The 21,515-nt window shown below is 65.2% G+C and carries 36 protein-coding genes; 3 read left to right on the top strand and 33 right to left on the bottom strand.

Going from position 1 to position 21,515, the window contains the following annotated elements:
- The first annotated feature begins 123 nt into the window (after positions 1–123).
- The 3 genes from eccE (at position 124) to F8178_RS11560 (ending at position 3,192) form a co-directional block, all read left to right on the top strand.
- On the top strand, positions 124–1,314 hold the full coding sequence (eccE, locus tag F8178_RS11550; protein ID WP_317494754.1) for a type VII secretion protein EccE: 1,191 nt from the start codon (positions 124–126) through the stop codon (positions 1,312–1,314).
- Positions 1,311–2,033, top strand: coding sequence for a hypothetical protein (locus F8178_RS11555; protein ID WP_317494755.1), 723 nt, complete (start codon positions 1,311–1,313; stop codon positions 2,031–2,033). Before eccE ends, F8178_RS11555 begins: the two co-directional genes overlap by 4 nt.
- A 241-nt stretch (positions 2,034–2,274) precedes the next feature.
- On the top strand, positions 2,275–3,192 hold the full coding sequence (locus tag F8178_RS11560) for a DUF559 domain-containing protein (RefSeq protein WP_317494756.1): 918 nt from the start codon (positions 2,275–2,277) through the stop codon (positions 3,190–3,192).
- On the opposite strand, the gene truA is transcribed toward F8178_RS11560, so the two are convergent.
- The 33 genes from truA to rpsJ all read right to left on the bottom strand — a co-directional run bounded on the left by truA (position 3,177) and on the right by rpsJ (position 21,443).
- The gene (gene truA / locus F8178_RS11565) at positions 3,177–4,031 is read right to left on the bottom strand and encodes a tRNA pseudouridine(38-40) synthase TruA (protein WP_317494757.1); all 855 of its coding nucleotides are present in this window, start codon (positions 4,029–4,031) and stop codon (positions 3,177–3,179) included. The genes F8178_RS11560 and truA overlap by 16 nt on opposite strands.
- Before the next feature lie 59 nt (positions 4,032–4,090).
- Positions 4,091–4,756 (bottom strand): 50S ribosomal protein L17, encoded by a 666-nt coding sequence (rplQ, locus tag F8178_RS11570; RefSeq protein ID WP_317494758.1) that lies wholly within the window; start codon positions 4,754–4,756, stop codon positions 4,091–4,093.
- The gene (locus F8178_RS11575; RefSeq protein ID WP_317494759.1) at positions 4,757–5,836 is read right to left on the bottom strand and encodes a DNA-directed RNA polymerase subunit alpha; all 1,080 of its coding nucleotides are present in this window, start codon (positions 5,834–5,836) and stop codon (positions 4,757–4,759) included.
- An 88-nt stretch (positions 5,837–5,924) separates the two neighbouring features.
- The gene (gene rpsD / locus F8178_RS11580; protein WP_317494760.1) at positions 5,925–6,530 is read right to left on the bottom strand and encodes a 30S ribosomal protein S4; all 606 of its coding nucleotides are present in this window, start codon (positions 6,528–6,530) and stop codon (positions 5,925–5,927) included.
- Positions 6,531–6,555: 25 nt separating this feature from the next.
- Complete coding sequence (gene rpsK / locus F8178_RS11585; RefSeq protein WP_317494761.1) at positions 6,556–6,960, bottom strand: 30S ribosomal protein S11; 405 nt, start codon at positions 6,958–6,960, stop codon at positions 6,556–6,558.
- Between the two features lie 19 nt (positions 6,961–6,979).
- On the bottom strand, positions 6,980–7,165 hold the full coding sequence (locus tag F8178_RS20425) for a hypothetical protein (protein WP_396345352.1): 186 nt from the start codon (positions 7,163–7,165) through the stop codon (positions 6,980–6,982).
- A 2-nt stretch (positions 7,166–7,167) separates the two neighbouring features.
- On the bottom strand, positions 7,168–7,542 hold the full coding sequence (gene rpsM / locus F8178_RS11590) for a 30S ribosomal protein S13 (protein WP_317494762.1): 375 nt from the start codon (positions 7,540–7,542) through the stop codon (positions 7,168–7,170).
- 206 nt (positions 7,543–7,748) lie between these two features.
- Entirely contained in the window at positions 7,749–7,862 is a 114-nt protein-coding gene (gene rpmJ / locus F8178_RS11595) for a 50S ribosomal protein L36 (protein ID WP_089302348.1), read from the bottom strand.
- Between the two features lie 73 nt (positions 7,863–7,935).
- Positions 7,936–8,157, bottom strand: a complete 222-nt coding sequence (infA, locus tag F8178_RS11600) for a translation initiation factor IF-1 (RefSeq protein ID WP_089302347.1) — start codon at positions 8,155–8,157, stop codon at positions 7,936–7,938.
- Between the two features lie 264 nt (positions 8,158–8,421).
- The gene (map, locus tag F8178_RS11605) at positions 8,422–9,258 is read right to left on the bottom strand and encodes a type I methionyl aminopeptidase (protein ID WP_317494763.1); all 837 of its coding nucleotides are present in this window, start codon (positions 9,256–9,258) and stop codon (positions 8,422–8,424) included.
- Positions 9,255–9,818 carry an adenylate kinase gene (locus tag F8178_RS11610; protein ID WP_317494764.1) on the bottom strand — a complete coding sequence of 188 codons (564 nt, stop codon included), beginning with the start codon at positions 9,816–9,818 and terminating at the stop codon, positions 9,255–9,257. Before F8178_RS11610 ends, map begins: the two co-directional genes overlap by 4 nt.
- Positions 9,815–11,122 (bottom strand): preprotein translocase subunit SecY, encoded by a 1,308-nt coding sequence (secY, locus tag F8178_RS11615; RefSeq protein ID WP_317494765.1) that lies wholly within the window; start codon positions 11,120–11,122, stop codon positions 9,815–9,817. The genes F8178_RS11610 and secY overlap by 4 nt, the downstream gene beginning before the upstream one ends.
- Before the next feature lie 430 nt (positions 11,123–11,552).
- The gene (gene rplO, locus F8178_RS11620) at positions 11,553–12,011 is read right to left on the bottom strand and encodes a 50S ribosomal protein L15 (RefSeq protein ID WP_317494766.1); all 459 of its coding nucleotides are present in this window, start codon (positions 12,009–12,011) and stop codon (positions 11,553–11,555) included.
- Positions 12,008–12,193 (bottom strand): 50S ribosomal protein L30, encoded by a 186-nt coding sequence (gene rpmD / locus F8178_RS11625; protein WP_317494767.1) that lies wholly within the window; start codon positions 12,191–12,193, stop codon positions 12,008–12,010. The genes rplO and rpmD overlap by 4 nt, the downstream gene beginning before the upstream one ends.
- A 5-nt stretch (positions 12,194–12,198) precedes the next feature.
- The gene (gene rpsE, locus F8178_RS11630) at positions 12,199–12,834 is read right to left on the bottom strand and encodes a 30S ribosomal protein S5 (RefSeq protein WP_317494768.1); all 636 of its coding nucleotides are present in this window, start codon (positions 12,832–12,834) and stop codon (positions 12,199–12,201) included.
- A 35-nt stretch (positions 12,835–12,869) separates the two neighbouring features.
- Positions 12,870–13,271: a 50S ribosomal protein L18 gene (rplR, locus tag F8178_RS11635; RefSeq protein ID WP_317494769.1), complete on the bottom strand. Its 402-nt coding sequence runs from the start codon at positions 13,269–13,271 to the stop codon at positions 12,870–12,872.
- Complete coding sequence (gene rplF, locus F8178_RS11640; RefSeq protein ID WP_317494770.1) at positions 13,268–13,807, bottom strand: 50S ribosomal protein L6; 540 nt, start codon at positions 13,805–13,807, stop codon at positions 13,268–13,270. Before rplF ends, rplR begins: the two co-directional genes overlap by 4 nt.
- Positions 13,808–13,821: 14 nt before the next feature.
- A complete protein-coding gene (gene rpsH, locus F8178_RS11645) occupies positions 13,822–14,220 on the bottom strand; it encodes a 30S ribosomal protein S8 (RefSeq protein ID WP_317494771.1) in 399 nt (132 codons plus the stop codon).
- Positions 14,221–14,313: 93 nt separating this feature from the next.
- Positions 14,314–14,499 (bottom strand): type Z 30S ribosomal protein S14, encoded by a 186-nt coding sequence (locus F8178_RS11650; protein WP_317494772.1) that lies wholly within the window; start codon positions 14,497–14,499, stop codon positions 14,314–14,316.
- A 7-nt stretch (positions 14,500–14,506) separates the two neighbouring features.
- On the bottom strand, positions 14,507–15,112 hold the full coding sequence (rplE, locus tag F8178_RS11655; protein WP_317494773.1) for a 50S ribosomal protein L5: 606 nt from the start codon (positions 15,110–15,112) through the stop codon (positions 14,507–14,509).
- Positions 15,112–15,426 carry a 50S ribosomal protein L24 gene (gene rplX / locus F8178_RS11660; protein ID WP_317494774.1) on the bottom strand — a complete coding sequence of 105 codons (315 nt, stop codon included), beginning with the start codon at positions 15,424–15,426 and terminating at the stop codon, positions 15,112–15,114. The genes rplE and rplX overlap by 1 nt, the downstream gene beginning before the upstream one ends.
- Complete coding sequence (rplN, locus tag F8178_RS11665; RefSeq protein WP_317494775.1) at positions 15,427–15,795, bottom strand: 50S ribosomal protein L14; 369 nt, start codon at positions 15,793–15,795, stop codon at positions 15,427–15,429.
- A 94-nt stretch (positions 15,796–15,889) separates the two neighbouring features.
- The gene (rpsQ, locus tag F8178_RS11670; protein ID WP_317494776.1) at positions 15,890–16,201 is read right to left on the bottom strand and encodes a 30S ribosomal protein S17; all 312 of its coding nucleotides are present in this window, start codon (positions 16,199–16,201) and stop codon (positions 15,890–15,892) included.
- Positions 16,198–16,458, bottom strand: coding sequence for a 50S ribosomal protein L29 (gene rpmC / locus F8178_RS11675; protein ID WP_317494777.1), 261 nt, complete (start codon positions 16,456–16,458; stop codon positions 16,198–16,200). Before rpmC ends, rpsQ begins: the two co-directional genes overlap by 4 nt.
- Positions 16,455–16,877 carry a 50S ribosomal protein L16 gene (gene rplP, locus F8178_RS11680; protein ID WP_317494778.1) on the bottom strand — a complete coding sequence of 141 codons (423 nt, stop codon included), beginning with the start codon at positions 16,875–16,877 and terminating at the stop codon, positions 16,455–16,457. The genes rpmC and rplP overlap by 4 nt, the downstream gene beginning before the upstream one ends.
- Positions 16,878–16,880: 3 nt before the next feature.
- Positions 16,881–17,768 (bottom strand): 30S ribosomal protein S3, encoded by an 888-nt coding sequence (gene rpsC, locus F8178_RS11685; RefSeq protein WP_317494779.1) that lies wholly within the window; start codon positions 17,766–17,768, stop codon positions 16,881–16,883.
- Positions 17,768–18,247, bottom strand: a complete 480-nt coding sequence (gene rplV / locus F8178_RS11690; RefSeq protein WP_317494780.1) for a 50S ribosomal protein L22 — start codon at positions 18,245–18,247, stop codon at positions 17,768–17,770. Before rplV ends, rpsC begins: the two co-directional genes overlap by 1 nt.
- Before the next feature lie 61 nt (positions 18,248–18,308).
- On the bottom strand, positions 18,309–18,590 hold the full coding sequence (gene rpsS / locus F8178_RS11695) for a 30S ribosomal protein S19 (protein WP_317494781.1): 282 nt from the start codon (positions 18,588–18,590) through the stop codon (positions 18,309–18,311).
- Between the two features lie 18 nt (positions 18,591–18,608).
- Complete coding sequence (rplB, locus tag F8178_RS11700) at positions 18,609–19,442, bottom strand: 50S ribosomal protein L2 (protein WP_317494782.1); 834 nt, start codon at positions 19,440–19,442, stop codon at positions 18,609–18,611.
- 20 nt (positions 19,443–19,462) lie between these two features.
- The gene (gene rplW, locus F8178_RS11705; protein WP_317494783.1) at positions 19,463–19,771 is read right to left on the bottom strand and encodes a 50S ribosomal protein L23; all 309 of its coding nucleotides are present in this window, start codon (positions 19,769–19,771) and stop codon (positions 19,463–19,465) included.
- Positions 19,768–20,454 carry a 50S ribosomal protein L4 gene (rplD, locus tag F8178_RS11710; protein ID WP_317494784.1) on the bottom strand — a complete coding sequence of 229 codons (687 nt, stop codon included), beginning with the start codon at positions 20,452–20,454 and terminating at the stop codon, positions 19,768–19,770. The genes rplW and rplD overlap by 4 nt, the downstream gene beginning before the upstream one ends.
- Positions 20,451–21,107 (bottom strand): 50S ribosomal protein L3, encoded by a 657-nt coding sequence (gene rplC, locus F8178_RS11715; protein WP_317494785.1) that lies wholly within the window; start codon positions 21,105–21,107, stop codon positions 20,451–20,453. The genes rplD and rplC overlap by 4 nt, the downstream gene beginning before the upstream one ends.
- Positions 21,108–21,137: 30 nt before the next feature.
- Positions 21,138–21,443 carry a 30S ribosomal protein S10 gene (rpsJ, locus tag F8178_RS11720; RefSeq protein ID WP_089302323.1) on the bottom strand — a complete coding sequence of 102 codons (306 nt, stop codon included), beginning with the start codon at positions 21,441–21,443 and terminating at the stop codon, positions 21,138–21,140.
- Positions 21,444–21,515 lie beyond the last annotated feature (72 nt).

Raw genomic sequence — 21,515 nt, forward strand, 5'->3', positions numbered from 1 at the left:
GGTAGGCACGGCGGGCAGCAACCGCAGCCCGAAGGTGAGGAACCCACCGCGCAAGACCGGCCCACCTACGTCAATACCTCGGCACGGCGCAGGAGCACCAGCAAGCAGCTGTTCGGGCTCCCGGTGGCCAACCTGATCGTGCTCGAGGTCGGACTGGCCATCGGTCTGATCCTGATCGCGATCGACCCCTCGCTGCGCTATGTCGCCCTCGGCGTGCTGCTGGTGGCCACGCTCGCCGCATTCCTGCGCGTACGCGGTCAGTGGTTCACGCACTGGTGCGCACGGATCGTGCGTTTCCGGCTCCGTTCACGCCAACGAGTGGCCACACCCGTCGCCCAAGCGAGCCTGGCTGACATCGCGGAGGAAGCCGAGGACGACAGCTCCGTGATCGCCGACGGCGATCCGCGAGTCAACCTCCTCCGGCTGACGATCCCCGACCTGTTCGTGGCTCAAGGAATGGATCACGATCGCCGCCCGGTCGGGCTGGCCTGGCACGACGGTGTCTGGACCGCGGTCCTGCTCGTCGAGCCCACCCCGTCGCTGGTCTCGCGCGCGAGCGAAGCACCGAGCCTGCCGCTATCGGCGCTGGTGCCGTGCCTGGAGGATCGCGGCGTGGTGCTGGACTCGCTCAAGGTCATCTGGCACTGCTACCCGGGCAGCAACGCCCTGCCGTCCGATTCGCCCGCGCTAGGGGCATACATGGAGCTGCTCGGGCCGCTTCCTGCCGCGGCTCGGCGTACCACCTGGATCGCGGTGCGGCTCGACCCGCGCCGCTGCCCGGCGGCGATCCGCGAACGGGGTGGCGGGGTCGTCGGGGCGCACCGCGCGCTGATCGGGGCGATCTCACGTATCCGCAGCGCGCTGGACGCCTGCGATATCCCAACCCGCCCGCTTGATCCGGACGAGCTACTGCGCTCCGGCATCTCCAGCGCCGAACTCACCTCCGCGACCGCATCGGACGAACCGGTGACGATGAACGAGCGGTGGGAAGGAGTGACCGCTGCCGGTATCGGTCACGCCAGCTACGCCATCACCGGCTGGCCTAAAGGCAAGATCACCGATACTCTCAACGCCTTGACCAGCGTACGTGCGCTGTCGTCCACGGTCGCGCTGGCGATCTCGCCCGCCACCGACGACGGTGAGGTCGGCCTCAGCGGCCTCATCCGCGTCAGCGCTCGCAACCCCCGCGAACTCGATGCCGCCGACCAGCGGTTGGAGAGCATCTCCGAACGGCTCGGCTTCTCGCTGACCCCGTTACGAGGTCTCCAGGTGGCTGGACTCGCCGCGACGCTACCGATGGGAGGAACTGCGTGAGCACACGTGTACGTGAGGGCAGCGCACGCACCGAGGTAGCACCGGAATTCATCGTCGAGCCCGAACTACTCGACGCGATCAGCCCATCGGGAGATCGCGGGGGGATCGTGCTGGGGTCTACGACGAACGGGGAGCCGCTGACGGTGTCCGCGTTGCGAGCGAGCCCCACCCGGATCGTCCTTGTCGGCGGCCTGTACCTGGCACGCCAGGTTGCCTTGCGCGCCATGGCGGTCGGTGCGTGGATCGTCGTCGCCACAGGCCGCCCAGCGGCGTGGCAGATGCTCAAGCACGCCGCGGGTACGCAAGCGGACGGGCGCCCCTCCCCGCACGTCCAGATCCGACGCCTCTCCCCTGTCGAGCTGCCCCGGCCGTCCGAGAACGCCCCGCTGCTGGTGATGCACGACGGCGGTCCGACGCCACAGGACCTGTTCCCACCGCGGTCGCCGTGGCAAACCACGGTGTACGTGCTGCCGTACCTGCACCCGCAGGCCAGCTCCACGGCGAACGCGTCGGATCTGGTGTTCATGCAGCGTCTGCCCGCCGGCCAGGCCGAGCTGGCCGGACGTATGTGGTCGCTGCCACCCCACCTGGTCCAGCAGCTGACCACCCTCGCCGACGATCAGGTCATCGCCCTCGGACGTAACCTCTGGCAACCCATTCGCCTGGTCACCACCCAAAGCGAGCAGCAGATACTCGGCCCGATCCGCCGCGGCGACTGACACCACCCCAACGCCCTTGCCCGAGCCGGTGTCGTTGCCGACGTGGCACCTGTCCGCGTTTAGCGGGCAAACTGTCGCGCGGCGGTAGCGGTTAGCCCGCTAAACGCGGACAGGTAACGAGACCGAGGAACACAGCACCGGACAGCTTTTCGGGGATTGAACGAAAATTTGTGGTACCGAGTGTCCCACCGGTACAACGATAGTCTTGTCGACCCTTCGCGGTTGCCACATATTGGTCTTCGTGACTGTTTCACGTACTCCACAACTCACCGACGTGTTCCGCGGCTCCGAAGCGCGGAAGGCTGGACTCATCACCGAATCTCAGCTTCGAAGTGGCCGGTATCGCAGGTTGTTCCAGGACGTATACGCACCTGCTGATCTGCCCGTCACCCACGAGCTGCGGTGCCGGGGTGCCGCGCTGCTGGCGCCTCCACAGGCGGTACTCACCGGCCGATCCGCTGCGACAGTACGTGGTATCGAACTAGCGAAGCCACACGATCCTGTGGAGATGGTTGTCCCCGAAGAACACCGTTTCGGCCCCATCCGCGGCATCGAGATACGTCGCACCGAAACCAAGCCCGCTGAAACCAAGCCATGGCATGGGATCAAGATAGCGCGCTCTCGCCGTATCGCCCTGGATCTCGCACTACGACTGTCGCCGCGGAAGCATGGCTGGATCATGCGTCTCCGCATCGCCACACCTGACCTGGATGCTGTCTTGCGTGCCGGTTTGGTCAAACGTGGGGCGCTGGTCAGAATGTTCCGGAACCGACGCAACCGAGGAATCCGTCTCGCGCGAGCCGCGTTGGATCTCACCGACAAGCGTGCTGAGTCATTACCCGAATCAGATCTCCGCGTTGTTCTGCATTTCGGCGGGTTCAACGTCACACCACAACATGTCGTACGCCACAACGGCAAATTCATCGGCAGACTGGACCTTGCACTGCGGAAACACAAGATCGGTATCGAATACGACGGCCGATGGCACAATACCGTGGACCAACGACGACGCGACCAGGTGCGACGCGCGCGGTTACGACAAGCTGGGTGGCACATCATCGTAGTGACAGCCGAGAGGCTCCTCCACGATGTGCCCGGACTCCTGGAAGAGGTGCGCCAAGCTCAAGCGGGCAGCTTACGTGATCAACTCACGGCGTGATCATCAGGAGTGCGTCGACGCCGGGTACGAGTCGCCTGCGCTTCGAGCTCACTACTATCCGGGTACTCGACCTCGGTGAGCGTCAGCCCGTGCGGCGGCGCGACAGCACTGCACCGCTCACCCCGCGCCAGCATCGCTCCGGGCCACTCCACTCCCCGGCGCCCATCGCCAACCAGTAGGAGTGCTCCTACGAGACTGCGTACCATCGAATGGCAGAACGCGTCGGCGGCTACGTGAGCTTCGAGTACGTCCTCCGAAACGCGGCGCCATGTCAGGTCTTGAAGTTCCCTGATCGTCGTTGCCCCCGCGCGCTGCTTGCAGAACGCAGCGAAGTCATGCAATCCGATCAAGGCAGCCGAAGCCCTGTTCATCCGTTCGACGTCAAGCGTGTGGTGCCAAGCCAACGTATCGGCTCGTCGTAACGGATCGACCCCCCACTTCGCGTCCGAGACGCGGTACCGATAATGCCGCCGGATCGCCGAGAAGCGAGCATCGAACCCCTTCGGCGCCACGGTAAGACCAGTGACTCGGATATCTCCAGGAAGGAAACGATTCCAGCGGTGGCACACGCGATCAAGTTCCGGCACCCCCCAGGAGTCGACGGTTAGGCCGCTAAACGTGTCCCCCGGTTCGGCGGGCTCGACATCGATATGGGCGACCTGGCCGGTCGCGTGGACACCGGCATCGGTGCGGCCCGCGACGACAATGGCGCGCGCCAGCGCGGCTCCGGGAGGGTGTTTGGCCAGCGCGTCGTCCAGGACGCCCTGCACGGTACGCAAACCCGGTTGCTTCGCCCAGCCCGAGAACGCAGTGCCGTCATAGCGGATGTCGAGGCGCAAACGGACGAGCCCGCCCTCCCCGTGCGGGAGGGCGGGCTCGTCGTGGAACTCCTCAGATGTCAGGATTCGTCCTTCTTGTCCTCGCCGGTCTGGCTGGTGTCGCCGGACTCGGATGCCACTTCCTGGTCATCCGCGACCTCGGCTTCCGCTGCTTCACCGCCCTCAGCGGTCTCGGCATCCGCGACGGTACCCTCCTCCTGCTCACTGGCGGATTGGGTGTCCTCGGTCGATGTCTCCGCGTCCGCCACATCGCCCGAGTCCGCGAGTACCTCGTCAGCGGCGGCGTGGCCAGCCGCCTTGGCCGAATCCTTCTCCTCGTCCTTCGCGAACCGCGTGCCGCGCGCCCGCTCCGCCTCGGAAGTCACCGTCTTCTCCGAGACCAGCTCGATCACGGCCATCGGCGCGTTATCGCCCTTCCGAGGAAGCGTGCGTGTGATCCGGGTGTACCCGCCATTGCGGTCCTCGTAGAACGGACCGATCTCGGTCATCAGCCGGTGCACCACCGACTGGTTACGGATTACCTTCTGGATCTGCCTGCGGTTGTGCAGATCACCGCGCTTCGCCTTGGTGATCAGCTTTTCCGCCAGCGGGCGCAAGCGCCGCGCCTTCGCCTCGGTAGTGGTGATCCGACCGTGCTCGAACAACGATGTCGCCAAGTTCGACATCATCAACTTCTCGTGAGCAGGTGACCCGCCGAGACGGCGGCCCTTCGTTGGAGTAGGCATTTACAGCTGCTCCGTCTCTGCGTAGTCCTGGCCGTCATCGTGGCCGTTATCCGAAATCTCGTCGACGTCCGAGACTGTGTCGAAGCCCTCGGACCAGCTCTCGCTTTCGAAGTTCGCCGCAGCCGCACTGGGATCGAACCCGGGCGGGCTGTCCTTCAACGCGAGGCCGAGGCCGACCAGTTTCATCTTGACTTCATCGATCGACTTGGCGCCGAAGTTCCGGATGTCAAGGAGATCCGCCTCGCTACGCGACACCAGTTCACCGACGGTGTGAATGCCCTCCCGCTTGAGGCAGTTGTAGGACCGCACCGTCAAGTCAAGGTCCTCGATCGGCATCGCGTACGCCGCAATGGTGTCCGCTTCCTGCGGCGACGGCCCGATCTCGATCCCCTCGGCGTCGATGTTGAGCTCCCGCGCGAGACCGAACAACTCCACCAGCGTGCGCCCGGCCGACGCGACAGCGTCCCGGGGAGTGATGGACGGCTTGGTCTCCACGTCCAGGATCAACTTGTCGAAGTCGGTCCGCTGCTCGACACGTGTCGCCTCGACCTTGTACGACACCTTGAGCACCGGCGAGTAGATCGAGTCCACCGGGATTCGACCGATCTCCGCGCCTGACTGCTTGTTCTGCACCGCGGGCACATAACCGCGGCCACGCTCCACCACAAGCTCCATCTCGAGCTTGCCCTTCGCGTTGAGCGAGGCGATGTGGAGATCCGGATTATGCACGGTCACACCGGCCGACGGCACGATGTCCGCCGCCGTCACCTCACCAGGCCCCTGCTTGCGCAGGTACATGGTCACCGGCTCGTCCTCCTCGGAGGAGACGACCAGTTCCTTGATGTTCAGGATGATGTCGGTGACATCCTCCTTCACACCGGGAACCGTCGAGAACTCGTGCAGCACACCGTCGATCCGGATACTGGTAACGGCAGCACCCGGAATGGACGACAGCAGCGTACGCCGCAACGAGTTGCCGAGCGTATAGCCGAATCCGGGCTCAAGCGGCTCGAGCGTGAACCGGGAACGGGTCTCGGTAACTGTCTCCTCGGACAGTCCCGGGCGCTGGGAAATCAGCACTGTCGATCTTCCTTTCCTGCCGGCGCCCGCCATATGACGCCGGGTTTCTTTGTCATCCTCGTGCCCGGCCTCGAAGCCGGGAACACGATCACTTCGAGTAAAGCTCCACGATCAGCTGCTCCTGCACCGGAACATCGATCTGAGCGCGTTCCGGAAGCTGGTGGACGAGCACCCGCAGGTTCGACGGCACGACCTGGAGCCAGCCGGGAATCGGTCGCTCACCGAAAGCTTCCTTGGCGGCAACGAACGGCAGCATCGACAGCGACTTCGGCCGCACGTCGATGATGTCGAACTTGCTCACGCGATAGCTCGGGACATCGACCTTCTTGCCGTTGACCAGGAAGTGGCCGTGGCTGACCAGCTGTCGTGCCTGCCGGCGGGTACGTGCGATACCCGCGCGGTACACCACGTTGTCCAGCCGCGATTCGAGGATCTGCAGCAGGTTCTCGCCGGTCTTACCCTGGCGGCGCACAGCCTCTTCGTAGTACCGGCGGAACTGGCGCTCGAGCACACCATAGGTGTAACGAGCCTTTTGCTTCTCCTGCAGCTGCAGGAGGTACTCGCTCTCCTTGATCCTGCCGCGACCGTGCTGCCCCGGCGGGTACGGACGACGCTCGAATGCCTGATCGCCACCGACAAGGTCGACCTTGAGCCGGCGGGACTTCCTGGTTACGGGTCCGGTGTATCGGGCCATATCTTCTCTCGCTCCTCCCCGCTCGTCAGACCCTGCGTCGCTTCGGTGGGCGGCAGCCGTTGTGCGGCTGAGGCGTCACGTCCTGGATCGTCCCGACCTCGAGGCCTGCGGCCTGGAGCGAGCGGATCGCGGTCTCGCGGCCCGAGCCCGGACCCTTCACGAACACATCCACCTTCTTCATACCGTGCTCGCTCGCCTTACGGGCAGCGTTCTCGGCAGCCATCTGCGCGGCAAACGGGGTCGATTTCCGGGATCCCTTGAACCCGACGTGCCCGGACGACGCCCACGCGATCACCGCACCCGTCGGGTCGGTGATCGAAACAATGGTGTTGTTGAAGGTGCTCTTGATGTGCGCATGACCGTGCGCTACGTTCTTTTTCTCCTTGCGCCGGACTTTCTTTGCGCCCGACGCCCGAGACTTCGGTGGCATAGTTGGGGCTTCTCTCCTCTTAACGCGAGTTCTCTCGGTGTGCGGCTGCTGCTTCACGCTGACCCCGCCGGATCACGGATCCGGCGTCGGCGTAGAGCTGGCGCAGGGCCAGTGGCCGGGCATACAACGCCTTCGCTGACATACACGAGCCACGGCGGCGCTGGCCACGAGCCATCCGCACGGGCTTTCCACGTTGCGCGTTCACCGTTACCTGGCCTTCTTCTTCCCTGCGACGGTCTTCTTCGGGCCCTTGCGTGTGCGCGCGTTGGTCTTGGTGCGCTGACCGCGCACCGGGAGACCGCGCCGCCAGCGCAGGCCCTCGTAGCATCCGATCTCGATCTTGCGACGGATGTCCGCGTTCACCTCGCGCCGGAGGTCGCCCTCGACCTTGTAGTTGTCCTCGATGTGATCCCGCAGCTTGACAAGGTCCTCGTCGGTGAGCTCCTTTACCCGGGTGTCCGGGTTCAGGCCGGTCACGTTAATGAGTTCCTTGGCACGCGTGCGGCCGATACCGTAGATGTAGGTGAGCCCGATCTCCAACCGCTTCTCACGGGGAAGATCGACACCTGCGAGTCGTGCCATTGACCCTTTCACTCCTCGTGTCGTCAGTGCTTCAGGTTTGCTCCCCGTCCGTTTCCGGGACCGACTCGCGTCACCACCGCCTGCTCTCGCCTGCGGTGTCCCGGCCCCGGCCTGAAGTCCCGGGGGTAGGTCGTGGCATCCCGCCACGACAGGTACGGGGAGGCATCATGGAGTTGTCGTCGCGAATCCCGCGTCGCGCCTCGCTGTCAGCCCTGCCGCTGCTTGTGCCGCAGGTTGTCGCAAATGACCATGATCCGTCCGTGACGACGGACGATCTGGCACTTGGCGCAGATCCGCTTGACGCTCGGCCTTACCTTCACGTCTGCTGCTCTCCTGCTTGTGGTGTCCGTGTCAGCCCCTCGACGGAGCCATCCCCTCTCACGCTCGCCCCGATCACTTGTAGCGGTAGACAATGCGACCGCGTGACAAGTCGTAAGGCGACAGCTCAACGACCACCTTGTCCTCAGGCAGGATACGAATGTAGTGCTGTCGCATCTTGCCGCTGATGTGTGCAAGGACCTGATGGCCGTTCTCCAACTCGACGCGGAACATCGCGTTGGGGAGTGGCTCGATCACGCGGCCTTCGACCTCGATGGCCCCGTCTTTCTTGCCCATGTCCTCCGCGTTTCGTGATTAGTTGAGCACGGTATGTTCGTCACTGTTCTCCAGCGGCACGCACGCCACCCCGACTCCTGTGAGCCATGTTCGCGAGGGAGTTCACGAGCAGGTCGGAACCGGCGTGATGAGCACGCCAAATACCTAGTGTACGCAGCCGTGTCGCGCCAGGGTAACCGGGGCTCCCTCTGCTAGGTAGAGCACCCCACCCCGAACCGCGTTTCGCAAGCTAACCGTAGTTCCGGGAGGCCCCAGGGGCCGCGTTTAGCCCGCGAAACGTGTCTCCTCGACAGAGGTGAGTACCCACGGACCGTCAGCCGTGATGGCGACTGTGTGTTCCCAGTGAGCCGCGCGCGAACCGTCCGCGGTCACCACCGTCCAGCCGTCTTCCAGCTCGAGGGTTTCTTCGGAGCCCCCGGTCAGCATCGGTTCGATCGCGAGCGCCATACCGGGAGCGAGCCGCGGTCCCCTGCCCGGGCTACCGGCGTTGGGCAGGAACGGCTCCATGTGCATCGCACGCCCAATGCCGTGACCGCCGTATTCGGTGATCAAGCCGTAGGTTCTGTCATCCTCGTTCTCGGCTTCCTCCACCGCGCACTGCACCGCGTGGGAGATGTCCGTCAGCCTGCCGCCGGGCCGAGCGGCCGCGACCCCGGCCAGCATCGCCTCCCGCGTCCGCCTGGAGAGGATCTGGTCACTCCGCGTGACCTCGCCGACCTCGATCGTGACCGCTGCGTCGCCGTGCCACCCGTCCAGGATCGCGCCGCAATCCACCGAGAGCAGGTCGCCCTTTTCCAAGACCTCGTCCGCTGCCGGTATGCCGTGCACAACCCGCTCGTTCACCGAAGCACAGATCGACCTGGGAAAGCCGTGGTAGCCCTTGAACGCGGGTACCGCACCGGCATCCCGGATCCGCTGTTCGGCGAGCTCGTCCAGCTCGGCCGTACTGATCCCCGGCTTCGCCTCAGCCTCGATCGCGGCGAGCGTGCGGGCCACGATCAACCCGGACGCGCGCATCGCCTCGAGCTCACCGGGCGACTTGAGCTCGATGGCGTGCTTACGCCGCAGGCCACGTAGCATTCTGAGAAACCGGGAGCTCATGAACCGCCGGTGAAGGCGTTCAACGCGTCAAGCGCACGCGCGGAGATCTCGTCGACGTCTCCCAGACCGTCGATCGTGATCAACCGGTCGGCGTAGTACTCAAGCAGCGGAGCTGTCTCGGTGTGGTAGACGTTCTGCCGGTTCCGGATAACGTCCTCGGTGTCATCGGTCCGTCCCCGCGCGAGCAACCGCTGCACCACTTCCTCGGTGTCGACCTTGAGCTCGAGCACCGCATCCAGCTTCGCGCCGTACTCGGCGAGCATAGACTCCAGCTCGCCGGCCTGCGCCGTGTTCCTGGGAAAGCCGTCCAACACGAAGCCGCGCTGTGCGTCGTCCTCGGCCAGCCGCTGCCGAACCATCCCGTTGGTCACGCTGTCCGGCACGAGCTCGCCGGCGTCCATGTAGCGCTTCGCCTGCACACCGAGCTCGGTCTCCTCGCTGACGTGCTTGCGGAACAGGTCGCCCGTCGAGATGTGCGGTACGCCGAGCTTGCCGGAGAGCGCGACCGCCTGCGTCCCCTTACCTGCTCCCGGTGGGCCGACCAGAACAACACGCGTCATCGGAGGAACCCTTCATAGTTTCGTTGCATCAGCTGGCTTTCGATCTGCTTGACGGTGTCGAGACCCACACCCACCATGATCAGCACCGCGGTGCCGCCGAACGGGAAGTTCAAGTTCTGGCCTTCCTGCGTGACCGCGAGGAAGAAGTTGGGCAGGATCGCCACGGTGCCGAGGTACAGCGACCCCGGCAGGGTGATCCGGTTCAGAACGAACCTCAAGTACTCGGCTGTCGGCCGACCCGGACGGATCCCCGGCACGAAGCCGCCGAACTTCTTCATCTCCTCGGCACGGTCATCCACGTTGAACGTGATCGAGATGTAGAAGTAGGCGAAGAACATGACCAGGGCGAAGTACCCGACGATGTGCACCGGACTCGACTGATCGACAACGTGGCTCTGGATGAACGTCTGGAGCCAAGTCGCGTCGGTCTGCTCGACAGCCAGTCGCTGAAGCAGGTCAGGTAGGTAGAGCAGTGAGGTCGCAAAGATCAGCGGAATGACACCGGCCTGGTTGACCTTGATCGGCAGGTAGGTCGATGTCCCGCCGTACATCCGGCGGCCCACCATCCGCTTCGCGTACTGCACGGGGATGCGGCGCTGCCCCTGCTCGACGAAGATCACACTGCAGATCACCGCGAGGGCGAGGAAGCAGACGACGACGAAGACGGCCTCGGAGTTGTTCTCCAGGATGTTCGCACCCTCGACCGGGATCTGCGACGCGATGTTCAGGAAGATCAGCAGCGACATGCCGTTGCCGATGCCGCGCTCGGTGATCAGCTCACCGAACCACATCATGGTCGCGGTGCCCGCGGTCATGGTCAGCACCATCATCGCCGTGGTCAGCACGGTGTCCTCGGGGATGACCGGCTGGTCACAGCCAGCGAACATCTGGCCGCTGGCTGCCAGCGCCACCAGACCGGTGGCCTGCAAGGCAGCGAGGGCGAGGCACAAGTACCGGGTGTACTGCGTGAGCTTGGCCTGGCCGGACTGCCCCTCCTTGTTCAGCTGCTCGAAGTGGGGGATCACCACCTTGAGCAACTGCACGATGATGCTGGCGGTGATATACGGCATGATGCCGGTCGCGAAGATGGACAGCTGAGTTAAGGCACCGCCGCTGAAGAGGTCCATCAGCCGGTGCAGGACGTCCTCGTCCATCTGTTCCCGGCAGGCCTGCACCGCAGGGTAGGACACTCCTGGAGCCGGAATAACCGCGCCGAGCCGGTAGGCGGCCACGATCATCAGCACGAACAGGATCTTCCGGCGCAGGTCCGGCGTGGCCATAGCCGAACGGATCGCGCTTAGCACCCGGGGGACCTCCTCGGCTCGCCGGCGTGGCTGCCGGCGGTGAGCTCAGCCGGCACAATCACCGGCAGGCAACGTCACATCACACTGGCAAACTGGCCAGCGGCACACCCGGCATTCTTCACCGGGAGCTCTCGCGACTCTAACAGCCGCGGGCACAAGTCGTGCAGGTAGCCTGTACTTCCTGAGACTATCTATCCATCGCGTAAGAGACGTGTCAACCGGCGTTCGTGCCGATATACACGACCACGACAACGATAGGCTCGGCCGTCCCGCCCGATCACGTTTAGCCCGCTAACCGTGATGCCACACCCGAGTCGGCACCACGGTTAGCCCGCTAAACGTGGTCCCCGCCCGGCGCGACAACGCCCCCTGCTGTGGCGGGAGGACACAGCAGGGGGACGAAGTCGGTAGCGGAGCGGGTCGGGAGGGATCAGCTGGTGGCGGTCCGCTCGACCGTCGCCGAACCGCCCGCGCTCTCGATCTTGGTACGGGCCGATGCGGAGAACTTGTCCGCGGTGATCTCGAGCTTGATGCCCCCGACCTCGCCGTCACCGAGCACTTTCACCGGCCTGCCCTTGCGGACGAGACCGTTCGCCGCGAGATCAGCCGCGGTGATCGTGCCGCCGGACGGGAAGGCGCTAGCGATGTCTCCGACGTTGACCGGCTGGTACTCGACCCGGAACGGGTTGTTGAAGCCGCGCAGCTTGGGCAGCCGCTTGTGCAGCGGCATCTGCCCACCCTCGAAGCCGGCAGGCACGTTCTTACGTGCCTTGGTGCCCTTCGTGCCTCGGCCCGCGGTCTTGCCCTTCGAAGCCTCGCCACGCCCGACGCGGGTCTTCTCCTTCTTCGCGCCAGGCGCAGGCCGGAGGTGGTGAATCTTGATGGTCATGAACTGACCTCCTCGACCGTCACGAGATGACGGACCGTGTGTACCAGTCCGCGCACCTCGGCAGTGTCGTCGCGCACCACGGACTGGCGGATCTTCCGCAAGCCGAGGGTGCGCAACGTATCGCGATGGTTCTGCTTCGCCCCGATCTTGCTTTTGACCTGGGTGATCTTGAGCTGTGCCACCGTCGTCACACCTCCTGTCCAGCACGCTGCCGCAGCATGCGCGCGGGAGCCACATCCTCCAGCGGCAGGCCGCGGCGTGCGGCGACCTGCTCGGGCGGCTGCAGCTGCTTGAGCGCGGCCACAGTGGCGTGCACGATGTTGAGCGCGTTGTCGCTGCCGAGCGACTTCGTCAGCACGTCGTGCACCCCGGCACACTCGAGCACGGCACGAACCGGGCCGCCGGCGATGACCCCGGTACCGGGGCTCGCGGGACGCAGCAGCACCACACCCGCGGACGCCTCTCCCTGCACCGGGTGCGGGATGCTGCCCGCGATCCGCGGCACGCGGAAGAAGTTCTTCTTGGCCTCCTCGACGCCCTTGGCGATCGCCGCGGGCACCTCCTTGGCCTTGCCGTAGCCGACACCCACGTGGCCGTCACCGTCACCGACGACGACCAGCGCGGTGAAGCTGAAGCGCCGGCCACCGGAGGCGACCTTGGCTACGCGGTTGATCGAGACCACGCGCTCGAGGTAGTTGGACTTCTCCTGGGCGGCCCCACCGCGGCCGCCATCACGACGGTCCTTGCGGTCCTTGCCACCACCGCGTTCACGGTCGTTGCCTGGGCCGCCCTGGCCGCCGGAAGCTCGGGTACGTCCCGGCATCAAGCTGTCCTTCCGTTATCGATCGTGCTGAACATCTAGAACTCCAAGCCCCCTTCACGAGCCGCGTCAGCCAGTGCCGCGATTCGGCCGTGGTAGGCGTTGCCGCCCCTGTCGAACACCACGGCCGAGACACCGGCGGACTTGGCACGCTCGGCGACCAGTTCGCCGACCTTCGTCGCTTTGGCTTTCTTGTCGCCGGAGACCGCCTGTACATCGTTCTCCAGGCTGGAAGCCGCCGCCAGCGTGTGACCCACAGTGTCGTCGATGACCTGCACGGAGATGTGCCGCGACGAGCGGTGCACCGCCATGCGCGGACGCTGCGGCGTCCCGCTGATCTTCTTGCGGAGCCGGAAGTGCCTGCGGGACCGCGACACGCGCCGCCGGGTGGATACGTCCTTGCCGACGGGCTTCCTCTTCGTCGTTTCGCTCATGATCACTTACCCGTCTTTCCGACCTTGCGCCGAATCCGCTCGCCCTCGTAGCGCACGCCCTTGCCCTTGTACGGGTCGGGACGGCGCAGCTTGCGAATGACGGCGGCCGTCTGGCCGACCTTCTGCTTGTCGATCCCGCTCACCGAGAACCTGGTGGGGCTCTCGACGTTGAACGTGATCCCTTCCGGGGCGGCGACGTGCACCGGGTGGGAGTAGCCGAGCGAGAACTCCAGATCTGAACCCTTCGCCTGGACGCGGTACCCCACGCCGTGGACCTCGAGTCGCTTCTCGAAGCCTTCCGTCACCCCGACCACCAGGTTGTTGATCAAAGTTCTGGTCAGCCCGTGCAGCGAGCGCGCGTGGCGTTCGTCGTTCGGCCGTTTCACCTCGATGCTGCCGTCCTCGGCGCGCTCGACACTGATCGGCTCGGGGACGGAGTGCTCCAGCGTCCCCTTCGGCCCCTTGACCGTGACGTGCTGGCCATCGATGGTCACCTCGACCCCGGAGGGGACGGTGATCGGATGCTTTCCGATACGGGACATGCCTCGCTCCCCTCTCACCACACGTAGGCGAGGACTTCCCCGCCCACACCGTTGCGCATTGCCTGCCGGTCGGTTTGCAGCCCGGACGAGGTGGAGATGATGGCGATCCCGAGACCGCCGAGCACCTTCGGCAGCTCGGTCGACTTCGCATACACTCGCAGGCCCGGCTTGGAAACGCGCCGCAGCCCGGCGAGCCCACGCTCGCGGTTCGGACCGTACTTCAACGTCACGACCAGGTTCTTGTGCTTGCCGCTCGTGTCATCGCGGTAGTCCGCGACGTAGCCCTCCCGCTTGAGGATCTCGGCGATGTTCGCCTTCAGCTTGGAGTGCGGCACCACAACCTCGTCGTGGTACGCGGAGTTCGCGTTACGCAGACGTGTCAGGAAGTCTGCGATGGGGTCGGTCATCGTCATGGTGACCTGTCAACCTTTCTCGCCACGGTTCCCCGGCCGTGTCGCGGCGAACTGCCTGCGACACCACCGAGGCCTGTAGCGAACGTGGAGTCGTTACCAGCTTGACTTGTGCACGCCAGGAAGCTCGCCGGCGTGCGCCATCTCGCGGAAGCAGATGCGGCACAGCCCGAACTTGCGGTACACCGACCTCGGGCGCCCGCACTTCTGGCACCGCGTGTAGGCACGCGCCGCGAACTTCGGCTTGCGCGCGGCCTTGGCGATCAGGGACTTCTTGGCCATGGTTGTTCTAGCTCTCCTTGAACGGGAATCCGAGCTTGGTCAGCAGCGACCGACCTTCGTCATCGTTGTTCGCCGTGGTCACTACCGTGATGTTCATGCCACGCGGCCGGTCGATGTCGTCCGGGTTGATCTCGTGGAACATCGACTGCTCGTTCAGGCCGAACGTGTAGTTGCCGTGACCATCGAACTGTGCGCCGGACAGTCCCCTGAAGTCCCGGATCCTGGGCAGCGCGATGGTGAGCAACCTGTCGAGGAACTCCCACATCCGGTCGCCGCGCAGCGTGACCCGCACGCCGATCGGCATGCCCTCACGCACCTTGAACTGCGCGATCGACTTGCGGGCGCGACGAACCTCCGGCTTCTGACCCGTAATGGTCGCCAGGTCACGCACCGCGCCCTCGATCAACTTGCCGTCCCGCGCCGCTTCGCCGATCCCCATGTTGACCACGACCTTGACCAGCCGGGGGATCTGATGCACGTTGGGGAGCTCGAACTCCTGCTGGAGCTGCCCGGCGATCTCGTCGCGGTACCGGGTGCGCAGCCGCGGCTCGATCTTCTGCTCACCAGCCGCCGGAGCGGCCACCTGCTCATCGCTTGCTGTCGGAGCACTCATCAGATGTCCTCACCAGTCCTACGCGCGACGCGGACCTTCTTGCCCTCCTCGTCGAAGCGGTAACCGATCTTCGTCGGCTTACCTTCCGCGTCGACGACCTGCACATTGGACACGTGGATCGGCGCTTCCTGCGTCACGATGCCGCCGGACTGCCCACCCCGCTGTGTCTGGGTGATACGGGTGTGCTTCTTGACCCGGTTCACGCCCTCGACCAGAACCTTGTTGTCCTTGGGGTACGCCTGGATCACCTTGCCCTTGGCGCCCTTGTCCTTACCGGCGATGACCAGGACCGTGTCGCCCTTACGCACCTTCACCTACAACACCTCCGGCGCGAGCGAAATGATCTTCATGAACTTGCGATCGCGCAGCTCGCGACCTACAGGTCCGAAGATGCGAGTACCACGGGGCTCATTGTCGTTCTTGATGAGCACGGCGGCGTTCTCATCGAACCGGATGTAGGAGCCGTCCTGGCGACGCTTCTCCTTCACCGTGCGGACGATGACGGCCTTGACCACATCGCCCCGCTTTACGTTGGCTCCCGGCATGGCGTCTTTCACGGTGGCGACGATCACATCACCGACACTCGCGTAGCGCCGTCCCGAGCCACCGAGCACACGGATGGTCAGGATCTCCTTCGCACCCGTGTTGTCGGCGACGCGTAGTCGCGACTCCTGCTGAATCACGTCAACTCCTGTGTGTCTCGCCGGTTCTCGGTTCCCGCCCGAGCCTTGCGGAACTTGCGGGGCTCACTCCGAGCAATACTCCAGCCCCAGTTGCTTACTTGGCCTGCTCGACGACTCGCACAAGTCGCCAACGCTTGGTCGCCGACAGCGGCCGGGTCTCCATGATCAACACCCGGTCACCGACGCCGGCCGTGTTCTGCTCGTCATGCGCCTTGACCTTCTTGGTCGAGCGCATGACCTTGCCGTACAGCGAGTGCTTCTTCCGGTCCTCGAGCTTGACCGTGATGGTCTTTTCCATCTTGTTCGAGACCACGTAGCCCTGCCGAACCTTCCGGTAATTCCGACCGGTTTCGATTCGCTGTGCCGGCTTCTCCACCGACTGGTTGTCAGTCTGCTGCTCACTCATACGGTGGCATCCTCTTCGGTTTCTACCTCGTCAGGGGAAAGGGAGAGGCCGAGCTCGCGCTCGCGCATGACCGTGTAGATCCGCGCGATGTCCTTCCGAACGGTGCGCAGCCGCCGGTTGTTCTCCAGCTGACCGGTCGCCATCTGGAACCGGAGGTTGAACAGCTCCTCCTTGGACTCCTTCAGCCTCAGCACAAGCTCCTCGGAAGTGAGCTCACGCAGCTCCGACGCGGCAGTTCCTCCGCCCGGCTTGCTCACTGGAACTCACCACCTTCACGGGTCACGATCCGGCACTTCATCGGCAGCTTGTGAATCGCGCGCCGCAGCGCCTCGCGGGCCACCGGCTCGTTCGGGAAGCTCATCTCGAACATCACGCGGCCCGGCTTGACGTTGGCGACCCACCACTCGGGCGAGCCCTTACCGGAGCCCATCCGCGTTTCCGCCGGCTTCTTGGTGATCGGCCGGTCGGGGAAGATGTTGATCCAGATCTTCCCGCCACGCTTGACGTGGCGCGTCATGGCGATACGGGCGGACTCGATCTGCCTGTTGGTCACGTAACCGTGCTCGAGCGCCTGGATACCGTACTCACCGAAGTTGACCGCGGTGCCGCCCTTGGCCCGCCCGCTCCGCTTCGGCGCGTGCTGCTTGCGATACTTGACCTTGCGTGGGATGAGCATCGCTCAGCCCTCCCCGTTCTCGTTCGTCGAGCCGGAGTCGCCGGCACCGCCGGCTGCCTCCGGTGCAGCGTCACTGGCGGCATTGGAGCCCGCCTTGCTCTGCTTGGCGGCTTCCGCGGTCGCGGCACGGCTGGACTCGGTACCCGCGGCGGTGGTCCCCGCAGCACCCGACCGGCGCCCGCGGCCGGAACGCTCGCTGCGCTCCTTCTTCGGAGCGCGCTCGGATGCCGCCGCGGCGTCCCGTGCCTCACGCGCCTTCAGGCCGCCGACCAGGTCGCCCTTGTAGATCCACACCTTGACCCCGATGCGGCCGAAGGTCGTGCGGGCCTCGAAGAAGCCGTAGTCGATGTCGGCCCGCAGGGTGTGCAGCGGCACGCGGCCGTCGCGGTAGTGCTCCGAGCGGGACATCTCGGCACCGCCGAGCCGGCCGCTGCACTGCACCCGAACGCCCTTCACCTGCGGCGAGCGCATGGTCGTCTGGATCGCCTTGCGCATGGCGCGACGGAAAGCGACGCGGTTCGACAGCTGCTCGGCCACACCCTGGGCGACCAGCTGCGCGTCGGCCTCGGGGTTCTTCACCTCGAGGATGTTGAGCTGAACCTGCTTGCCCGTAAGCTTCTCGAGCGAGCCCCGGATCCGGTCGGCTTCGGCCCCTCGGCGGCCGATGACGATGCCGGGCCGGGCAGTGTGGATGTCCACACGCACCCTGTCCCGCGTCCGTTCGATCTCGACCTTCGAGATCCCCGCGCGTTCCATGCCCGTCGATAGCAGCTTGCGGATCTTGACGTCCTCGGCGACGTAGTCCGCGTACTGCTTGTCGGCGTACCAGCGGGACTTCCAGTCGGTGGTGATGCCCAGCCGGAAGCCGTGCGGGTTGATCTTCTGGCCCACTACTGGCCACCTGCCTTCACGCTGTCATCGGCCTGCTTGCTGGCCTTCGTGCCAGTCTGCTTCTGCTTGCTCTTCCTGTTGGCCTGCTCGCCTTTCGGGCGGGACTCGACCACCACGGTGATGTGGCTCGTGCGCCGCCTGATCCGGTACGCACGCCCTTGCGCGCGCGGCCTGATCCTCTTCAGGGTCGGGCCTTCATCAGCCGTCGCGTTGCGGATCCACAAGGTGTCCGGATCGAGCCCCTGGTTGTTCTCCGCGTTGGCAACGGCGCTCTCGACCACCTTCGCCAGCTGCTTGCTGGCCGCCTGCGGAGCGAACCGGAGCACGGCCAGAGCTTCGTTGGCGCTGCGACCCTTGATGAGCTCGATCACCCGGCGCACCTTCATCGGCGAGTCCCGGACGAAGCGAGCCCGCGCCACGGCGGTCGGCAGCTCGCCATCTGGCACCGCCGTACCCGTAGCGTTCGTCTGGGCGTTCATCGCTGCTTCCTTCTGCTCTCGGGTGCGGGATACGAACCCCACACGCTGCGTTCCTGTCCGCTCAGCGGCGGCGTGACTTCTTGTCGTCCTTGACGTGGCCCTTGAAGGTCCGCGTGGGTGCGAACTCCCCGAGCTTGTGTCCCACCATCGCCTCGGTGATGAACACCGGAACGTGCTTGCGCCCGTCGTGCACCGCGATGGTGTGCCCGATGAAGTCCGGGGTGATGGTCGAGCGACGCGACCATGTCTTGATCACGGTCTTCTTACCGGACTCGTTCAGCGCGTCCACCTTCTTGAGCAGGTGGTCGTCCACGAACGGGCCCTTCTTAAGGCTGCGTGGCATTGTCTGTTACCTCCCTGCTCAACGCCTCTTGCCGGTACGGCGACGGCGGACGATCATCCGGTCGCTCTCCTTGCGCTTCCTCGTTCGTCCCTCGGGACGACCCTTCGGGTTCACCGGGTGGCGACCACCGGAGGTCCTGCCCTCACCACCACCGTGGGGGTGGTCGATCGGGTTCATCACGACACCACGCACCGTCGGACGCTTGCCGCGCCAGCGGCTACGGCCCGCCTTACCCCAGTTGATGTTGGAGTGTTCGGCGTTACCGACCTCACCGACCGTGGCACGGTTGCGCACGTCCACGTTGCGGATCTCACCGGAGGGCATCCGCAGCTGCGCGAAGCGGCCCTCCTTGGCGACCAGCTGGACTCGCGAGCCAGCCGAACGCGCGATCTTCGCGCCACCACCGGGCCGAAGCTCGATCGCGTGGACCACGGTGCCAACCGGGATGTTGCGCAGCGGCATGTTGTTCCCCGGCTTGATGTCCGCTCCCGGTCCGTTCTCGACCGTGTGGCCCTGCTTGAGCTTGTCGGGCGCGATGATGTAGCGCTTGTCACCGTCCGCGTAGTGCAGCAACGCGATACGCGCCGTCCGGTTGGGGTCGTACTCGATGTGCGCGACCTTCGCCTGGACACCGTCCTTGTCGTTGCGCCGGAAGTCGATCACGCGGTAAGCGCGCTTGTGCCCGCCACCCTTGTGCCGCGTCGTGATCCTGCCAGCCGAGTTACGCCCCGCCTTCTTGGGTAGCGGGCGCACCAGGGACTTCTCCGGAGTCGTCCGGGTGATCTCGGAGAAGTCCGACACGCTCGAGCCGCGACGCCCCGGGCTCGTCGGCTTGTGCTTGCGGATGCCCATTTCTACGCAGTCCTCACCCTCTAGACGGCAGAGCCGAATATCTCGATCCGCTTGCTGTCCTCGGACAGGGTCACCACGGCTCGCTTGGTGTCCTTACGCTTGCCGTAACCGAACCTCGTCCGCTTGCGCTTGCCCTCGCGGTTGAGCGTGTTCACCTTGACGACCTTCACGTCGAAGACCTTCTCCACCGCGATCTTGATCTGGGTCTTGTTCGCGTCAGGGCGGACCAGGAACGTGTACTTGTTCTCCTCGAGCAGCCCGTAAGACTTCTCGGAGATGACCGGCGCGATCAGCACATCGCGATAGTCGGGTATCGCTACGCTGCTCACTGCTCGTCACTCCCTTCCTCGGCACCCGCAGCACCCGAACGGGCCTTGGCGGCGGTGGGTCCCCTGCCTGCCAGGAACGCGTCGAGAGCTGCCTTCGTGAAGATCACGTCGTCGTTGACCAGCACGTCGTAGGTGTTGAGCTGATCAGGAGTGATCACGTGTACGTAGCTCAGGTTGCGCGCCGAACGCCAGCCCACTTCGTCGTCGCGGTGCAGCACCACGAGCACGCGCTTGGCCTGGGACACCGCGGCGATGGCGGCCTTGGCCGCCTTCGTGGACGGCGACTCACCGCCTGCCAGCTCGCTGATCACGTGAATCTGGCCTGCCCGCGCCCGATCCGACAAGGCTCCGCGGAGTGCGGCCGCCTTCATCTTCTTGGGTGTCCGCTGGCTGTAGTCACGCGGCTTCGGGCCGTGCACCGTACCGCCACCGACGAACTGGGGAGCCCTGATCGAGCCCTGGCGCGCGCGCCCGGTGCCCTTCTGCCGGTACGGCTTCTTGCTGCCGCCCCGAGTCTCCCCCCGGGTCTTCGTGTCGTGCGTGCCCTGCCGTGCCGCGGCGAGTTGCGCGGTGACGACCTGGTGCATCAGCGGGATGTTCGCCTGCACGTCGAAGATCTCGTCAGGCAGCTCCACGGTGCCGTCCGCCTTACCTGCGGGAGTCTTCACCTCGACCGTGCTCATGCCTGCGCACCACCCTTCGCGGCGGACTTCACCAAGACGAGACCACCCTTCGGCCCGGGAATCGCGCCCTTGATCAGCAACAGCCCGTCGTCCGGCCGCACGTCGTGCACCGTCAGCCCTTGGGTCGTCACCTTGCGGTTGCCCATGCGGCCCGGCATCTTCTTGCCCTTGAACACGCGTGACGGGGTCGCGGCTCCGCCGATGGCGCCCGGCTTGCGGTGCACGGCTTGCGTACCGTGAGTGGCACCCTGCCGCGCGAACCCGTAGCGCTTGATGGTGCCCGCGAAGCCCTTGCCCTTACTGGTTCCTGTCACGTCGACCCTCGACCCGGCCTCGAAAACCTCGGCCGTGATCTCCTGGCCCACCTCGTAATTGTCGGCGTCCGAGGTCCGGAGCTCGACGATGTGGCGCCGGGGCGTCACGCCCGCCTTCTCGAAGTGACCGGCCTTCGGCTTGGTGACCTTCCGCGGGTCGATAGCACCGAACGCCAGCTGCACGGCCGAGTAGCCGTCGTTGTCCTTGCTGCGCACCTGGGTCACCACGTTCGGCCCAGCCTTGACCACAGTCACCGGGACCACCCGGTTCTGCTCGTCGAAGAGCTGGGTCATACCGAGCTTGGTGCCCAGAATGCCCTTTACTTGCCTGTCAGACATGAGTCTCAAATCTCCGCCGCTGCGCTGCGCTTACTGGATGTTGACGTCGACGCTAGCCGGAAGATCGATGCGCATGAGCGCATCCACCGTCTTCGGGGTCGGATCGACGATGTCGATCAGACGCTTGTGCGTGCGCATCTCGAAGTGCTCGCGCGAGTCCTTGTACTTGTGCGGCGAGCGGATGACGCAGTAGACGTTCTTCTCGGTTGGCAGCGGCACCGGCCCGACCACGTTGGCACCGGTACGCGTCACCGTCTCGACGATCTTGCGCGCGCTCGTGTCGATCGCTTCGTGGTCATAGGCCTTGAGCCGGATGCGGATTTTCTGTCCCGCCATGGTGGCAGCTCATTCCTTATCAGTCTCGTGCCGCTAACTTCACTGGCCAGCTCCGCGCACGGAACATCCGTA

The organism is Haloechinothrix sp. LS1_15, from assembly GCF_033042135.1.
Taxonomy (GTDB): Bacteria; Actinomycetota; Actinomycetes; order Mycobacteriales; family Pseudonocardiaceae; genus Haloechinothrix.

Bases quoted from the DNA above. Each gene is read 5' to 3' on its own strand.
- rpsS (WP_317494781.1), bottom strand. From the start codon at position 18,590: ATGCCACGCAGCCTTAAGAAGGGCCCGTTCGTGGACGACCACCTGCTC.
- map (WP_317494763.1), bottom strand. From the start codon at position 9,258: ATGAGCTCCCGGTTTCTCAGAATGCTACGTGGCCTGCGGCGTAAGCAC.
- rplE (WP_317494773.1), bottom strand. From the start codon at position 15,112: ATGAGTGCTCCGACAGCAAGCGATGAGCAGGTGGCCGCTCCGGCGGCT.
- rpsQ (WP_317494776.1), bottom strand. From the start codon at position 16,201: ATGAGTGAGCAGCAGACTGACAACCAGTCGGTGGAGAAGCCGGCACAG.
- rplD (WP_317494784.1), bottom strand. From the start codon at position 20,454: ATGAGCACGGTCGAGGTGAAGACTCCCGCAGGTAAGGCGGACGGCACC.
- infA (WP_089302347.1), bottom strand. From the start codon at position 8,157: ATGGGCAAGAAAGACGGGGCCATCGAGGTCGAAGGCCGCGTGATCGAG.
- rplP (WP_317494778.1), bottom strand. From the start codon at position 16,877: ATGCTCATCCCACGCAAGGTCAAGTATCGCAAGCAGCACGCGCCGAAG.
- rpsD (WP_317494760.1), bottom strand. From the start codon at position 6,530: ATGGCCCGATACACCGGACCCGTAACCAGGAAGTCCCGCCGGCTCAAG.
- rplF (WP_317494770.1), bottom strand. From the start codon at position 13,807: ATGTCCCGTATCGGAAAGCATCCGATCACCGTCCCCTCCGGGGTCGAG.
- rplC (WP_317494785.1), bottom strand. From the start codon at position 21,107: ATGTCTGACAGGCAAGTAAAGGGCATTCTGGGCACCAAGCTCGGTATG.
- rpsH (WP_317494771.1), bottom strand. From the start codon at position 14,220: ATGACGATGACCGACCCCATCGCAGACTTCCTGACACGTCTGCGTAAC.
- F8178_RS11650 (WP_317494772.1), bottom strand. From the start codon at position 14,499: ATGGCCAAGAAGTCCCTGATCGCCAAGGCCGCGCGCAAGCCGAAGTTC.
- rpsJ (WP_089302323.1), bottom strand. From the start codon at position 21,443: ATGGCGGGACAGAAAATCCGCATCCGGCTCAAGGCCTATGACCACGAA.
- rplV (WP_317494780.1), bottom strand. From the start codon at position 18,247: ATGAACGCCCAGACGAACGCTACGGGTACGGCGGTGCCAGATGGCGAG.
- rplB (WP_317494782.1), bottom strand. From the start codon at position 19,442: ATGGGCATCCGCAAGCACAAGCCGACGAGCCCGGGGCGTCGCGGCTCG.
- rpsE (WP_317494768.1), bottom strand. From the start codon at position 12,834: ATGCCGGGACGTACCCGAGCTTCCGGCGGCCAGGGCGGCCCAGGCAAC.
- rpsM (WP_317494762.1), bottom strand. From the start codon at position 7,542: ATGGCACGACTCGCAGGTGTCGATCTTCCCCGTGAGAAGCGGTTGGAG.
- F8178_RS11610 (WP_317494764.1), bottom strand. From the start codon at position 9,818: ATGACGCGTGTTGTTCTGGTCGGCCCACCGGGAGCAGGTAAGGGGACG.
- rplQ (WP_317494758.1), bottom strand. From the start codon at position 4,756: ATGCCTACTCCAACGAAGGGCCGCCGTCTCGGCGGGTCACCTGCTCAC.
- rpsK (WP_317494761.1), bottom strand. From the start codon at position 6,960: ATGCCACCGAAGTCTCGGGCGTCGGGCGCAAAGAAAGTCCGGCGCAAG.
- rplO (WP_317494766.1), bottom strand. From the start codon at position 12,011: ATGACCATCAAGATTCACCACCTCCGGCCTGCGCCTGGCGCGAAGAAG.